The organism is Desulfurobacterium indicum, from assembly GCF_001968985.1.
GTDB lineage: Bacteria > Aquificota > Aquificia > Desulfurobacteriales > Desulfurobacteriaceae > Desulfurobacterium_A > Desulfurobacterium_A indicum.
Genome location: NZ_MOEN01000002.1, coordinates 89,740 through 104,798 on the forward strand (window position 1 = coordinate 89,740; position 15,059 = coordinate 104,798).

The following is a 15,059-nucleotide window of genomic DNA, read 5'->3' on the forward strand; positions in this document are numbered from 1 at the left end:
TCAACTCCCAACAGCTAAACCGAACGGTCTTATAAGTTATTTTACAAAAAATAGAATATCTTGAAAAGCTCCAATAATGAAGCCAAGAATTCCTCCTAAAAGGGTTATATACTTTAGCTCTTCGTCAATAAGTTTCAGAATTATTCCTTCCACCTCTTCTATTGGGAGAGAGTTCACCTTTTCTGCAATAAGGTTTTCTATGTCTATTGATTCCATTATTATGGGAAGTTCCTTCTCAATAAGTTGAAGGAGTTTTGAAGTCGTTGTTTCAATAAGTGTTGCTCTGTTTTTCTCGATTACTGCTTTTATCCAGCTGGCAATAAGCCGGTAGTTTTCTTCTTTCATAAGAGGTAGATCACCTATTGAAGTATTAAAGTTTTCATAAATGATTGCCGTAATTTTTCTTGATAGAGATTCTTTATCCGCATCTTTGTCAAGTAGATTAATAATCTCTTTTTCAAGAAAACTATCAGTTGTTTGCAATATGTAAGTTCTTACAGTTTCTTGAAACGCAGGACTTTCTATAGTTTCGTTAAGGGTTTTCACTATTCTTGTGGCTATTGTGGTGGTTATGGCTTTAACAGGCTTTTTAAAAATCAGAATATCCGGTATTTTTCCGGAATTTTCCATGAAGCTTTGAATTTTTTCTGTTATCAGTTCCAGAAAATCGTCGGAATTCAGTTTTTCTTGTGCTGTTTCAAGAATTTTAAATGTGAGGCTTTGTGCGATTTCTTCTTTTCTCTTTAAAATGGATTCCGGGATTAGATCTTTTATGGTTGTTCTGTTTTCATATAAATGGTTAACAAGTCTATGAATAGCTCTTTCCACATCGGTTATGTTTATTATTTCAAACAGTTTTTTGTCTGTTATGGAGGAAATTATTTTCTTCATATATTCTGGTATAGATTCGATCATTTTATCTATTCCTTTATCAACAAGATCTTCAATGCTTTTTTTGACTTTTTTTTCGTTTAATCTCTTTCTTACTGTTTCTTCCGTTAGAAGATTCTCCTTCACCACTTTTGCTATGGAAACAGCCAGCTTTTCCCTCTTTGAAGGAATAAGTCCTGGGGTGAAGGGTAGTTTCCATTTTCCAAGATAAACTGCTTTTTTTGGCCTGAAAAGCATTTTTATCGCGACGTAGTTTGTGAAATATCCTATTATTCCGCCGACTACTGGAGGGACTAACAACTGTATGTTCATAGTAATTTCACCGTTTCCAGTTTTTTGTAAACAGGACCGTCTGATGTTAGGATACTTTCTATTAAAGATACTTCTTTTACAGTGGTTTTCAAAAATAGATGATCTTTCATTTTGTTCAGATAGTTTGAAAATTTTATACGATGTCTAAATTTTTTTATCCTTAAAACTGTTACGTGGGGTATGAATTCTTTGTTTTCTTCTTTGAATCCCATTGGTTTTAAGGATTCATCAACGGCGATTTTAATGGTTTCGATACCAGGTGCATTTACACCTATCCATAAAACTCTTGGAGTTTTATTATTCGGAAAGACGCCTAATCCTTTCAATTCGGCTTCAACCTTTTTAACATTTGAGAGAGCCTTCATCAGGTTTTTAGAGATTTCCGGGATAAAGGGAGAAAGGACTTCTCCTAAAAATCTATATGTAAAGTGCAGATTTTCTTCCTCCACCCATTTACCGAAAATATCCAGATTACTTATATCTTTTTTGATTTTTTTGAGTTCTGATGAAGGTATTGTAACCGTTGTTCCTATAAAGAGTCTCTTTTTCACGAGTCCTCCGGATAAGCCTTTATAAGGAAGTCATCACCAACCGGTTCGATGTCAAATATGGATACCTTTTTATATAGCTCCCCTCCGTTTAACGGTGGAATACCTTCTCCGAAAAATTTTGGAGCGTAGAATAGATAGAACTTATCGGTTAGATTTTTATTCATTAGAGAGTAAGCAAGTTTGCTACCACCTTCGCACATTACGCTGTAAATACCTATCTCTTTTAATGATTTTAAAGCTGCTTCCATGTTTATTCCTGTTTCATCTTCCTCAACAGGAATTAACGTAACGCCGAGGTCTTTTAGAATACCGCTTTTATATGATAGCAGTGCCCTTTCGGTTGTTATTATTATAAGTTCTTTTGCCCTTTCTTTTACAAGTTTTGCATGAACAGGAATTTTAAGGCTGGTATCTATGACTATGGCTTTTGGTTGCTCTTCAGCCGATACGAGTCTTACATTCAGTAATGGGTCGTCTTTTAAAACGGTACCTATTCCTACCATTACACCGTTGTGTATTGCTCTGAGCCTGTGAACGAGGCGGCGGGATTGTTCGCCTGTTATCCATTTTGACGAACCGTCCTTTTTAGCAATTTTCCCGTCAAGCGTCATGGCAAGTTTTAAAGAACAGAAGGTTCGTTTCTTTTTAAGAAGTACAGTAAAATCATCTATTAGCTCTTTACACTCTTTCTCTTTTACTCCAACTGTTACTTCTATACCTGATTTTTTTAATCTTTCAATTCCGCCGGATGCTACAGGATTTGGATCTTTCACACCTATGACTACCCGCTTTATGCCAGCTTTTATTATTTTTTCCGTGCATGGCGGTGTTTTTCCGTAATGGTTACACGGCTCTAATGTTACGTATAATGTTGCGTTTCTTGCATTTTCTCCGGCTTTTTCTATTGCTAAAGCTTCCGCATGAGGCATTCCCGCTTTTTCGTGGAAACCTGTTGAGATTATCTTTCCGTTTTTGGCTATTACGGCCCCCACGGAAGGATTGGGAAGGGTTTTACCCTTCCCTCTTAAGGCCTCTTCTATTGCAATTCCCATGTATCTGTCGTCGTTCATCACATTTGCCTCAGTGCTGGTTAACAAACAGAATTAAAAGATAAATAAGAACAGATGCAACTGCGAGTCTTATAGCAATTTTTCTTATGTTCACATATCCTCCGGTTTAAAGAAATTCATAGCGTTTCTTACGTTTTCCATCGTTTCCTGTGCGACTTTTTCGGCTTTCTTGCTTCCTTCTACAAAGATTTCAACCATTTCTTTCTTTCTTGAAAGATAGGTGTTTCGTTTTTCTCTTATAGGTTCAAGGAAGTTGTTAAGATTTTCTGCCAGCTTCCTCTTGCACTGAACACATCCGATTTTTCCTGCTTTGCAGTCTGTTTCTATCTCTTTTAGTGTTTCTTCGTCGGTGAATATTGTGTGGTAGGCAAATACTGGGCAGGTTTCCGGATGGCCAGGATCGGTTTTCTTAATTCTTGAAGGATCTGTAAACATGGTTTTGACTTTTTTGTTGACCTCTTCTTCGCTATCTGAGAGGTAAATACAGTTGTCATAGCTTTTGCTCATTTTCCTTCCGTCAAGGCCTGGAAGTTTCGGCGCTTCGGAAAGGTATGGTTTTGGTTCGGGAAAGAGATTGCCGAAGAAGTTGTTAAAACGTCTTGCTATCTCTCTTGTAAGTTCAAGGTGAGGAATCTGGTCTATTCCTACAGGAACAACATCAGCTTTATATATCAGAATATCTGCAGCTTGAAGAACAGGATATCCGAGAAAACCGTAAGTTGCAAGTTCTCTGTCTTTCAGGTTTTCCATGAGTTCCTTGTATGTAGGGTTTCTTTCAAGCCACTTTACAGGAACAGTCATACCGAGTAGAAGATAAAGTTCGGCGTGTTCTTTTACCCAGGATTGGACGAAAAGAGTTGCTTTTTCCGGGTCAAGGCCGGCAGCAAGCCAGTCAGCCATCATTTCAACAGTATTTTCAGAAAGAGAAGATAGATCTTGATAGGCGGAAGTTATGGCGTGCCAGTCGGCTATAAAGAAGAAACTTTCCGCTTTATCTTGAAGTTTAATCCATGCTTTTAGTGCTCCGAAATAGTTACCAAGGTGTAGTTTCCCGGTAGGTCTCATTCCTGATAGAACACGCTTTATGTTCTTCGGCTCCTTATATTTTTCGAGGGCGATTTTCATTTCCCTGTCAACATTGCTTATGAGCTTGCGTTCCATCTTTACTCTCCGTATTTTTCCATAATTCTTCTGTATATCTCTTTGTAGCTTTCAACAACCTTGCCCATGTTTTTCCTGAATCTATCCTTGTCAAGAACTTCGTGGGTTGATTTATCCCAGAGCCTGCAACTGTCCGGTGTTATCTCATCGGCAAGGATAACCTCTCCGTTGTGTCTTCCAAATTCCAGTTTAAAGTCAACCAGCGTTATATCTATAGCGTCAAAGAAATTTTTAAGGAGTTCGTTTATTTTTAGCGCTTCTTTTGTCATGTAGGCAAGTTCTTCTCTGGTTGCCCATCCGAAAAGGTAAACATGGTTCGGACACACCATAGGATCGTGAAGCTCGTCAGATTTGTAGAAGAATTCAACGAGCGGTTCCTTTAGTGGAGTTCCTTCTTTCACGCCGTATCTTCTGGAAAAACTTCCGGCGGCTATGTTTCTTACGACAACTTCTACTGGAATAATTTCGCATTTTTTAACCAGCATTTCCCTTGGAGAAAGCGTTTCCACGAAGTGCGTTTTTACACCATTCTTTTCAAGAAATTCAAAAATTTTTGTGGATATTGCGCAGTTGATAACTCCTTTCTCTTCAAGTTGCTCTTTTTTTGCTCCATCAAAAGCGGTGGTGTCGTCTTTAAAATACTGAATGAGCAGGTTGTCATTGTCTGTTTCGTAAAGAGCTTTTGCTTTGCCCTCGTAGAGGAGCTTTCCTCTTTCCATAACGATTTCCTCCCTTTATCTATAAAGTTGTGCTTTTCTGATACTAATCAAGTTTAAATTATACCTTAAAGGCTTCCGGCAATGTTATAATTGTTAGCCTGAAATAAGTGCTTTTGGAGAGGCTAAGTTATGAAAAATATGAAGGAATACTGCGGTGTTTTCGGGATATACAATAATCCTCATGCAGCTTATTATACATATTTGGGACTTTATGCTCTTCAGCATAGAGGCCAGGAAAGTGCTGGAATTGCTGTATTTGATGGCAGGAAAATTGTTTATCATAGAGATTTTGGACTTGTTTCCAGTGTTTTTTCTCACAGGATATTAGAGGAACTGAAAGGCTTTACTGCCATAGGTCACAATAGATATTCAACATCAGGGGCTTCTGATTCCCCTGATAATATTCAGCCTATTGTGGTGTCTTCAAGGATAGGAAAAATAGCGATATCTCATAACGGAAACATTGTAAATGCTCTCCTTTTAAGAAAGAAGCTTGAAGATGAAGGCTCAATTTTTAGAGGGACTACCGACTCGGAAGTTATCGTCCACTTGATAGTCAAATCAAAAGCAATTACTTTTGAGGATAAAATTGTTGATGCGATAACAAAGTTAAAAGGTGCTTTTTCCCTGCTTATTATGGCAGATGACAAGTTAGTTGCCGTTAGAGATCCCTGGGGTTTCAGGCCGCTTGTAATGGGAGAATTGGAGGATTCAATAGTTTTTGCTTCTGAAACGTGCGCTCTTGATCTTGTCGGAGCAAGATATATCAGAGATGTAGAACCTGGAGAGATGATAATTGTTTCAAAGGATTCAATAAAAACGATTTATCCGTTTGAGGGGCTTAACTGCCGTCGTTCTCAATGTATTTTCGAGTTTGTCTATTTTTCCCGTCCCGACAGCCACATCTTTGGAAAGAGTGTCTATTCCGTAAGAAAGGAGTTTGGAAAAACTCTTGCAAGAGAAAATCCGGTAGATGCTGATGTTGTTATAGCTGTTCCAGATTCGGGACTTGTCCCTGCCATAGGATATTCTGAAGAGAGCGGAATACCATTTCAGCTCGGTTTTATCAGGAATCATTATGTTGGTAGAACATTTATTAAACCGACGCAAAAGACAAGAGATATTAGTGTAAAAGTTAAACTAAATCCTGTTCCTGACGTTTTAAGTGGAAAAAGGGTTATAGTTATTGACGATTCGATAGTTAGAGGAACTACAAGCCGTAAAATAGTTAGAATGCTTAAAGAAGCTGGCGCAAAAGAAGTTCATATGAGAATAAGTTCGCCTCCGACAAGATGGCCGTGCTATTTTGGTATAGATACGCCTACAAAAGATCAGCTTATTGCTTCGAGCTATACGGTTGAAGAAATAGCTAAATTCATAGAGGCTGATACACTTGCTTATCTTTCCCTTGACGGTATGATAAAAGCTGCTGGCGGTAGAGAATGCGGTTACTGCACTGCTTGCTTCGACGGTAAGTATCCTGTTGAAATACCAGAAGAGATTATAGAGCAGGCTAAAAAGGAGAGTTAATTGGCGCGCCTGGCGGGATTCGAACCCGCGACACCAGGATCCGGAGTCCTGGGCTCTATCCAGCTGAGCTACAGGCGCAGTGGTTAAATAAAATATAGTTAAACAGGCTGAAGGTGCAACGTGATGTCAAAGTATCTTGGTTATGCCAATTTTCTATTTTTGTTTCTTTCTCCATTTATATTCATTTTTCTACTGTTTAAGCTTGCACATCTTCGTTCCGTGTGCATAATAGAAAAGAGAAAAATAGCGAAAACGATAAGCGAAATACAGGAGTTGAAATCTGAATACAATAATTTGCAGATAAAATATTACGGTATTTTGAAGCCTGAAAATGTGGATAATGCCACGAAAAAAATGAGATACTTGAAGGAGAACGAGGTTCTGTATATAGAATGAGAAAATTATATTACTATATAGTTAATTTCCTGAACCGTCTTTATTATTTCGTGAAACCGTTTGAGGACGATAGACTCAATTCTTTCCTGTTCATCTCCATTTTTCTTGTTATTATTTTTACACTAAGACTTTTTGATTTATGTTACGTTGATAAAAACAGATATATCTCATTCCTCCAACGTCAGTATACTGGTAAATTAACGCTTCGCTCCGAAAGGGGAGAAATATTTGATAGGAACGGTATTCCCCTTGCTGTAAGCAAGAAGAAATGTTCTTTTTATATAAGACCTGCACTCATAAAGGATAAAAAGCTTTTTGAGACCATTTTTCTACGTATCTTTTCAAATCAAACAGGTATTACCGCGAAAGATTTTAAGGATGTTTTTTCTAAAGATGTAAAGTTTACCTGGCTAAAAAAGAATATAGACGGAAGCTTAAAAGAATTTAGAAAAAAAGCAGTTGAAGTTGTTAAAGAGTATCTTGAAAAGAGTCATCAACCGAAACCGAGACTTTTTGATCTTGTTGGTGTAATGCCAGAATATGATCGGGTTCATCCTTATGACGTTGGTTCTACACTTGTTGGAGTTCTTGATTCTGCCGGGAAAGGTATAAGCGGGCTAGAGCTTTACCTTGAAAAAAAGAAGATTATCCTGGGTGATAAAGTTGTAATTCCGGCTCTAAAAGATGCTCGCGGAAATCTTTATGTCAATGATCCTGATGCACTTTTTCTTTCTTATAAAAAAGGAAATAACGTTGTTCTTACAGTGGATGCGAATATTCAATACATAATAGAAAAAACAATTCAAAAGTATGCGAAAAAGTGGCATCCAGATTTTATTAATGTAGTAGTTATGAATCCAAAAACGGGAGATGTTATTGCTGCTGCTTCGTATCCATTTTACAAGTATGGTTCTAAAAGAGGAAAACATTTTGTATCTGAGATAAATCCTCGATTTATAAGTGCACCTTATGAGCCCGGTTCTGTTATAAAGCCGTTTGTTCTGGCTGCTGCTATTAATGATGGACTTGTTACTCCGATGACTCCTATAAGGGCTCCTGCAAATTACAGAGTTGATGATAAGGTTTTCCATAATGAATTTCACGGAGAAAATGTTACACTGGCTGCGTGGGAAGTTATAAAGTATTCAGATAACGTTGGTATTATCAAAATAGCTCAAAAGCTCGGTAAGAAACGCTATTATGAATACTTAAAAGCTTTCGGTTTCGGGCAAAAAACTGGTATAGAAATAGCTGGCGAGTCTGTTTATCCTTTGAGAAACTATAAAAAGTGGAAAAATGTTGATTTTGCAACGCTTGCTTTTGGTCACAATATAATGGTTAATACTCTTCAACTTGCCACTGCTTATTGTGCTCTTGTAAACGGCGGTTACCTTTATAAACCGAGAATAATAGCCAAGATCATCAATGATAAAGGAGAAATTATAAAAGAATTTCCTGCTATAAGGGTACGTCAGGTTATAAAACCATGGGTTTCAAAAGAGATGAGAAGGGTTCTTGCCACCGTTGTCGAAGGTGGAACAGGAACGAATACTAAGATGGAAAACTTTTACATCGGTGGTAAGACGGGAACTGCCGTTAAATATGATCCGAGGATAAGGGCTTACAACCGGAGTAAAATCACTGCGACGTTTGCAGGTGCTTTTCCGTTAACGGATCCCGATTTTGTTATGGTTGTTACCGTAGATGAGCCCAGGGTTCCCAAAAATAAACTCTGGGCAAGCGATATTGCAGTTCCTGTATTTAGAGAAATAGCAGAAAGAATTTTGCTCTATGAGAGGGAAAAGCCGGATAAGTATAAGTACTACTTTGTTGGAGATAAAATGGAAAGGAAACCTATTAATCAGGATTTTCCATATAAGAAAGGTTATCGTAAAATAAACAAGTAATTTTTCAGCGGGAGTAGAGAGATGATAGAGATAAGATTGCCTGACGGTAGCATAATGGAGTTTGAAAAAGGCGTAACTGTAAAGGAGATCGCGGGTAAAATTGCTAAAAGTCTTGAAAAAAATGCAGTTGGAGCGGTTTTTAACGGAGAGTTGATTGATACATTGACACCTATAAAGGTAAGCGGAGATGTAAAGATATTAACTGCAAAGGATGAAGATTCGTTGCACATTTTAAGGCACAGTGCATCTCACGTGCTTGCCAAAGCAGTAAAGAGAATTTATGGTGAAGATAGTGTTAAGCTTGCTATTGGTCCTTCAACCAGTGAAGGGTTCTATTATGATTTTGATATTCCCGAATCGATTTCCGAAGAAGATCTTGGAAAAATAGAAGAAGAAATGTCAAAGATTATAAAAGCTAAAGAACCTTTTAAAAGGGAGGTTGTTTCAAGAGAAAAAGCTTTAGAGTTGTTTAAAAATGAACCATACAAGCTTGAGCTTATAAGTGAACTTTCCGATGATGCTGAAATCACTATTTACTGGCTTGGAGATGATTTTTATGATCTTTGCCGCGGTCCCCATGTTGAACATGCTGGAATGATAAAAGCTTTCAAGCTTCTTTCCGTAGCCGGTGCTTACTGGCGTGGCGATTCGAGAAACAGAATGCTTCAGCGTATTTACGGTACTGCTTTCTGGAAAAAGAGTCAACTTGATGAATATCTTCATAGACTTGAGGAGGCTAAAAAGAGAGACCACAGGATTTTGGGAAAACAGCTTGACCTTTTCTCAATTCATGAAGAAGCCGGTCCCGGCCTTGTATTCTGGCATCCAAACGGAGCAATACTGCGCCAGACAATAGAAAACTGGGCTGAAGAAGAGCACAGAAAACGCGGGTATGAAAGGGTTTATACGCCTCATCTTATGAAGGCTGAACTGTGGAAGACTTCCGGCCACTACGATTTTTACAAAGAAAATATGTTTTTTGTTCCGGTGGTTGAACACGATGAAGACGAAAAGCTTGGTAACGAAGAAATTCCTCTTACTCCAGAAGAGATTAAAAGGGCCAACTGGTATGCTGTCAAGCCCATGAACTGTCCTGCTCATATTCTTATATACAAGTCTCAACCGAGATCTTACAGGGATTTACCTATCAGGTATTTTGAATTTGGGACTGTTTACAGATATGAAAAAAGTGGTTCTCTTCATGGTCTTCTCAGGGTTAGAGGGTTTACTCAGGACGATGGACATATATTCTGCCGTCCCGAACAGCTTAAAGAGGAAATTCAATCTGTTCTCGATTATGTTATGGATCTTCTTTCAACATTTAAGCTTGATTATGTGATAAATATAGGAACTAAACCGGAAAAATATATCGGAACCGACGAGCAGTGGGAGCATGCCACTAATAGTTTGATCGAAGCTTTGAAAGAGAGAGGATTTGACTACAACATAGTTGAAGGTGATGGAGCATTTTACGGTCCGAAAATAGATATAGCTGTTCTCGATGCCATAGGCAGAAAGTGGGACGGTCCTACAATTCAGGTTGACTTTAACCTTCCGGAAAGGTTTGACGTTCATTATGTAGATAGAGATGGAGAAAAGAAACGTCCTGTTCTTGTTCACAGGGCGATAATGGGAAGTGTAGAAAGATTTATAGGGCTTTTGATAGAGCATTATGCGGGACTTTTCCCTCTCTGGCTTGCCCCGGTTCAGGCTGTAATTATTCCCATAAGTGATAAGTATATGAACTATGCTGATGAGGTTTATAGAAAGCTTAAAGAAGCAGGAATAAGAGTGAAGCTTGATGATGAAAGCGGAAAAGTAGGGTTTAAGATACGAAAGGCAGAAGTTCACAAAATCCCATACATGCTTATAGTGGGGCAGAAGGAGCAGGAGAGCAGAACAGTTTCTGTTAGAAGTAAAAAAGAGGGAGATGTAGGTTCAATGCCCCTTGATAAACTTGTTGATAAGCTAAAATTTGAGATAGAAAACAAAATTTGAAGGAGGGAGCCATAAGTAAGAAAGTAGAAAAAACAAGGGTTAACGAGGCTATCAGAGCAAGAGAAGTTCTTGTTATCGGTGCTGAAGGTGAAAAACTTGGAGTGATGCCGGCTCTTAAGGCACTGCAACTTGCCAAAGAGCAGGGGCTTGATCTTGTTGAGGTAGCACCGAACGCCAAACCACCAGTTTGCAGGATTATGGATTACGGTAAGTATAAATACCAGCAGCAGAAAAAGGCACAGGAAGCAAAGAAGAAGCAGAAAGTTATAGAAGTGAAAGAAGTAAAGCTCAGGCCGAGGACTGACGAGCATGACATAAACGTCCGTATAAAACAGACACGGCGTTTCCTTGAAAAGGGCAATAAGGTAAAAGTTGTTATTATGTTTAGAGGAAGAGAACAGGCTCACCTTGAGCTTGGATATGCTCAGCTTGATAAGATTTATAAAGCTGTTGATGATATTGGCCAGATAGAAAGGAAGCCGAAAAAAGAAGGTAGAGATATGTTTATGATACTTGCTCCGAAAAAGGATAAGAAATAATAATTCCAGAGCCGGTTTAATACCGGCTCTTTTTGTGGAGATAATATGCTGCGCATCAGGCACTTAAGCCTTAAAGGATTTCTCTCTCATAAAAATACCGATTTGCCGTTTGAGGATGCTTCATACATTATTTTAGGTTCAAACGCTTCAGGAAAAACAAGCCTCCTCCGGGGTATTTTTTTCGGTCTTTTCGGAGAAGATATAGTTTTTGGCAGGCGAAATTTAATTAATCTTGTTAATCGGGAGAAAACGTCGGCTGAAGTTACTCTCTCTTTTCTTACAGGTGGACGGGAATATACCGTTATTAGGAAAATTACTCCAAAAGGTAATCAGTCTGTTGAGCTATATAGAGATGGTATCAAACATGCTACCGGTGTTAAGGTTTGCGAAGAGGTTTTAAGAAGCGATTTAGGTCTTGAGCCGGAAATTTTCAAGAATACCGTTTATGTTCCTCAAGGAGAACTGGTTACCTTCCTCGAGGGAACACCTAAAGCGAGACGGGAAATTTTAAATCGTCTGTTCGGGCTTGAAGAGATAGCAAAAAAGCACGAAACTATAAAAGCTTTTGCGAAACAGATAGAGATGGAGTTTAGTAAATTTGAATTCCAGCTTCATCAGCTTGAGAATCTTCGTCAGAAACTTTCAACTATAAATCATGAGATAAAAGAACTTGAGCGTCAAATAACTGAAGAAGAAAAGAAAACTGCCGATATGAAGATTCTGTTTTTACGCCAGAAGGAAATTTTAAGAAGTTTTGAAGAGAGAAAAGCCAGGGTAGAAGCGATAGAAAAGGAAAAAAAAATATATAAAGAGCAACTCGATAAACTTTTTTCCGAGATTGAAAAAAAGAAAAACAGACTTGTAACAATAGATAGAGAAGAGAAAAAGCTTCCTGAATTAAAGGAAAAAGTTAAAATACTGCCTGTTTTAAAAGATATTAAAGAAAAAGTAACGGAGCTTAAACTTCTTGTAGAGAGAAAGAGAAATCTTGAAGAAGAAAGGAAAAGATTTGAACTCTTAAAAAGGGAATTTTCTAAGAAGAAAGAGCGTCTTGAGTTTGTAGAGAAGGAAATCGTTCGAGCAGTCTCCGAGCTGGAGCGACTTAAAGAAAAAGTCAGCAACAAGAGGGGAATTTATGAATCGTTAAAGGTTGCAAAATCAAAATATGAAAGTTTGAATGAGAAACTTTCATACGTTCGAAAGGAGATAGAACGAAAAGAGGAAAAGCTGGAAAAGTTGCCTCTTTTTGATTTAGAAAGTCTGAAAATTCATCTTAATAAACTGGAAACGAGAATTTCACAGGTTGAAAAGGATATAGCTGAAATAGAATCTCTTCTTAAGATACATAGAGAGCGTCTTGAAAAACTTGAAGTCGGTGAGGTGGATAGGTGTCCTATTTGTGGAAGTGTTCTTTCGTCAGATAAGGTTAAACAGCTTGTTGCTGAGTCCTCTTCCTTTATAAGAGAACATGGCATTAGATTAGAGACATTGAGGAAAGAGCTTGAAAATTTGAAAAAAGAGCGAAAAAAGTTTGAAAATGATTTAAAGGAAGCATTGCTTTATTTAAAAGAACGGGAAAACCTGGAAAAGGAGCTTCTTTCGTTAAAAAATGATGAAAGCAGTATTTTCAGAGAGTTGTCAAAGCTTTCCTTTTCTCCTGAAAAATTTGCCGCGACAGAAAAAGAACTTGAAAAGCTGAAAGATAGATTTTTGTCTTTAAAAAATAATCTTTCCTCTTTAAAAAGTGAAGAAGGTCGTCTGAAACCTGAAATTGAAAAGTTAAGTGAAGAGCTAAAAGCTTTTGATGAGGAAAAGAATGCTGAGAAGATACGTTCCGCAGAAGAGGAGATTGGACGGCTGAAAACTGCCATTTCAGAGCTTAAAAAGGCTTCCGGGATAACAATCTCAACTGCTAAAGAGTTGAAGCAGGCAATAGAAGATGTAGAAGCAGCAAGGAGAGAGATAGAGAAGATTACCGCTTACATTGAAGCACGTCCCGAAATTGAGCGGGAAATCGCCCTTCTTTTAGAGAATATTGAAACTTTAAAGGAAAAGATAAAGAACTGTGATGAAAAATTGAAAGCTGTTGATTACGATAAAAGTGAGCACGAAACGATTATAAAAACTGTTGCAGATAGTGAAGAAAAACTATCTCAGGCTTTGAAGATTTTAAACGAAAAAAGAGGAACTTTAGCAGAAAAAAGAGAAACTCTGGTAACAACAGAAAAAGAGATAAAAGAGCTTGAACAGGTAAAGGAAAAGATAAAGCTTCTTAAAAGCGCTTATGACGTTATAAAACAGGTTGAATCAGGATTTCATCCGTCAACCGGTTTTGTGACAGAATTGAGGCGTCAGCTTTTGCCGGAAATAGCCAACATTTGCAAAACCATATTTGCCGAGTTTAACTTTGATTTTAGCGAGCTTACCATAGCTGAAGATTTGACGGTAGAGTTTGGCATTCCAGGACAAGGCGTCGTTACGCTTGATCAACTTTCAGGGGGACAAAAGGTCGCTTTTGCCCTTGCTTTAAGGTTTGCACTGGCAAGGAAATTTATGTCCAAATTTGAACTGTTGATCCTTGATGAGCCTACCATACATCTTGATGATGAGAGAAAAAGGGAGCTTGCAGACATACTTTTAAGCCTGAGGGGGAAAATACCTCAGATGATTGTTGTAACACATGATCCGGAACTTGAAGTTGCAGGTGATAAAATTATACGTGTTGAAAGGACTGCAAACGGTTCAACAATAAAATTTGCAGAAGGTGAGTGATGGCGAAGAAAAGTAAGATAAAAACGGTGATACAGCTTTTTTCATTGGTTCTCCTGATAAGAGATATTATGATTTTTTACAGGAAAAACAAAAAATCGATACAAACAATATATAAAGCCGGGAAAAGATTTCTTCAAAGTAAGAGGACATAATTTGAGAAGAGGGGGATACCCCCCTCAGAGTTAGAACCTCACGGTCATTGTGATTTCGCCTTTTGTTCCTGTTGCGTCGACATCTGTTAAAGTGTAGGATTTGTCAGGCATGATTACATAAACACCGGCAAATAGTGATACATTTTTTGTGTATTTGTATGAAGCGGTAAAGTCAACTTCCTGTCCTGCCGTTGCACTTCCAATATCGGTTTTCACGTAGTGGTATTGAATTCCTATTTTCATTTTTGCGATAGGTTTGAATGAAAATTTAACATAGGTATCTTTTGCTCCCTTTTTTTTGACAACGAAACCTGTGTAATAATCGCCAAGACCGAGAAATTTGTGTCCTGCCCAGTAAAGAGGGTTGAGGCTTTCGACATCGGTTGTTGTGGAGTCATCTCCCGAATAGAATTCATATCCTGCCTCTGTTCCCCATGCTTTTTTGCCCAGTTTAACTGAAATGTTATAGAAAGAGCCGTCATAGCTGCTTCCCGTGGTTGTATCTCCGCCCTGTTTTGCATATTCAAAGTTTAATCCTACTTTTCCAAAACTTGTTCCGAACATTGGTGAGATTCTTCCGTAAGCAGTCCACGGCCTGGTAGTGTACGATATTTTGTGTAAGCTTGAGAAATGGGATAACCTCCTGGGGAACACCCCACAAATACCAACCCCAGGAGGCAAAAATGGAACTACAGAAGATTTTACCAGACCTAGTTAAGGAAGTGGTAAAGCAAACCTTAGAGTCAATCATGACGGCTGAAAGAGAAGTGTTTCTTAAAGAACATGGAGGAACAAAGAACGGCTTTTACGTTAGAAACTTAGATACTGTTATCGGTAAGCTTGAAAATCTGAGAATTCCAAGAGATAGAGAGGGAAAATTCAGAACAAAGTTGATAGAACCTTATAGAAGAAGAGATATCAATCTTGAAGACTTAATACTTGGGATGTTTGCCTCTGGTATGAGTGCAAGAGCAGTAGCCCAGGCTCTTGAAAGCGTGTTTGAACTTAAATACTCACCCTCAACCATAAGCAAAATATCGCAGGTAACCTTAGAGGAAATA

13 protein-coding genes and 1 tRNA gene are annotated in these 15,059 nt (G+C 38.1%); 7 read left to right on the forward strand and 7 right to left on the reverse strand.

Going from position 1 to position 15,059, the window contains the following annotated elements:
- Positions 1-36 precede the first annotated feature (36 nt).
- From BLW93_RS01085 to purC, 5 genes are all read right to left on the reverse strand, one after another.
- Positions 37-1,203: a DUF445 family protein gene (locus BLW93_RS01085; RefSeq protein WP_076712265.1), complete on the reverse strand. Its 1,167-nt coding sequence runs from the start codon at positions 1,201-1,203 to the stop codon at positions 37-39.
- Positions 1,200-1,754 (reverse strand): RNA 2',3'-cyclic phosphodiesterase, encoded by a 555-nt coding sequence (thpR, locus tag BLW93_RS01090; protein WP_076712266.1) that lies wholly within the window; start codon positions 1,752-1,754, stop codon positions 1,200-1,202. Before thpR ends, BLW93_RS01085 begins: the two co-directional genes overlap by 4 nt.
- On the reverse strand, positions 1,751-2,824 hold the full coding sequence (gene ribD, locus BLW93_RS01095; RefSeq protein ID WP_076712267.1) for a bifunctional diaminohydroxyphosphoribosylaminopyrimidine deaminase/5-amino-6-(5-phosphoribosylamino)uracil reductase RibD: 1,074 nt from the start codon (positions 2,822-2,824) through the stop codon (positions 1,751-1,753). Before ribD ends, thpR begins: the two co-directional genes overlap by 4 nt.
- Positions 2,825-2,914: 90 nt before the next feature.
- Entirely contained in the window at positions 2,915-3,985 is a 1,071-nt protein-coding gene (gene trpS, locus BLW93_RS01100) for a tryptophan--tRNA ligase (RefSeq protein ID WP_144443978.1), read from the reverse strand.
- A 2-nt stretch (positions 3,986-3,987) separates the two neighbouring features.
- Positions 3,988-4,704: a phosphoribosylaminoimidazolesuccinocarboxamide synthase gene (gene purC / locus BLW93_RS01105; protein ID WP_076712268.1), complete on the reverse strand. Its 717-nt coding sequence runs from the start codon at positions 4,702-4,704 to the stop codon at positions 3,988-3,990.
- A gap of 138 nt (positions 4,705-4,842) precedes the next feature.
- On the opposite strand from purC, the gene purF reads away from it, so the two are divergent.
- The gene (gene purF, locus BLW93_RS01110) at positions 4,843-6,234 is read left to right on the forward strand and encodes an amidophosphoribosyltransferase (protein ID WP_144443981.1); all 1,392 of its coding nucleotides are present in this window, start codon (positions 4,843-4,845) and stop codon (positions 6,232-6,234) included.
- Between the two features lies 1 nt (position 6,235).
- Here the strand turns inward: purF and BLW93_RS01115 are convergent.
- A tRNA-Arg gene (locus BLW93_RS01115) sits at positions 6,236-6,312 on the reverse strand.
- Between the two features lie 45 nt (positions 6,313-6,357).
- Here BLW93_RS01115 and BLW93_RS01120 point away from each other — a divergent pair.
- The 5 genes from BLW93_RS01120 to BLW93_RS01140 are packed head-to-tail and all read left to right on the forward strand — an operon-like array spanning position 6,358 to position 13,846.
- Positions 6,358-6,630, forward strand: a complete 273-nt coding sequence (locus BLW93_RS01120; RefSeq protein WP_076712270.1) for a hypothetical protein — start codon at positions 6,358-6,360, stop codon at positions 6,628-6,630.
- Positions 6,627-8,537 carry a peptidoglycan D,D-transpeptidase FtsI family protein gene (locus tag BLW93_RS01125; protein WP_076712271.1) on the forward strand — a complete coding sequence of 637 codons (1,911 nt, stop codon included), beginning with the start codon at positions 6,627-6,629 and terminating at the stop codon, positions 8,535-8,537. The genes BLW93_RS01120 and BLW93_RS01125 overlap by 4 nt, the downstream gene beginning before the upstream one ends.
- A gap of 21 nt (positions 8,538-8,558) precedes the next feature.
- On the forward strand, positions 8,559-10,535 hold the full coding sequence (gene thrS, locus BLW93_RS01130) for a threonine--tRNA ligase (protein ID WP_076712272.1): 1,977 nt from the start codon (positions 8,559-8,561) through the stop codon (positions 10,533-10,535).
- Positions 10,532-11,074 carry a translation initiation factor IF-3 gene (gene infC / locus BLW93_RS01135; RefSeq protein WP_144443979.1) on the forward strand — a complete coding sequence of 181 codons (543 nt, stop codon included), beginning with the start codon at positions 10,532-10,534 and terminating at the stop codon, positions 11,072-11,074. Before thrS ends, infC begins: the two co-directional genes overlap by 4 nt.
- A 45-nt stretch (positions 11,075-11,119) precedes the next feature.
- Complete coding sequence (locus BLW93_RS01140; protein WP_076712273.1) at positions 11,120-13,846, forward strand: AAA family ATPase; 2,727 nt, start codon at positions 11,120-11,122, stop codon at positions 13,844-13,846.
- Between the two features lie 182 nt (positions 13,847-14,028).
- Here BLW93_RS01140 and BLW93_RS01145 read toward each other — a convergent pair whose 3' ends face one another.
- A complete protein-coding gene (locus BLW93_RS01145) occupies positions 14,029-14,562 on the reverse strand; it encodes an alginate export family protein (protein WP_076712274.1) in 534 nt (177 codons plus the stop codon).
- Positions 14,563-14,621: 59 nt separating this feature from the next.
- Here BLW93_RS01145 and BLW93_RS01150 point away from each other — a divergent pair.
- Positions 14,622-15,059: transposase (locus BLW93_RS01150; RefSeq protein ID WP_245791970.1), on the forward strand; the 438-nt coding region annotated here is incomplete at its 3' end.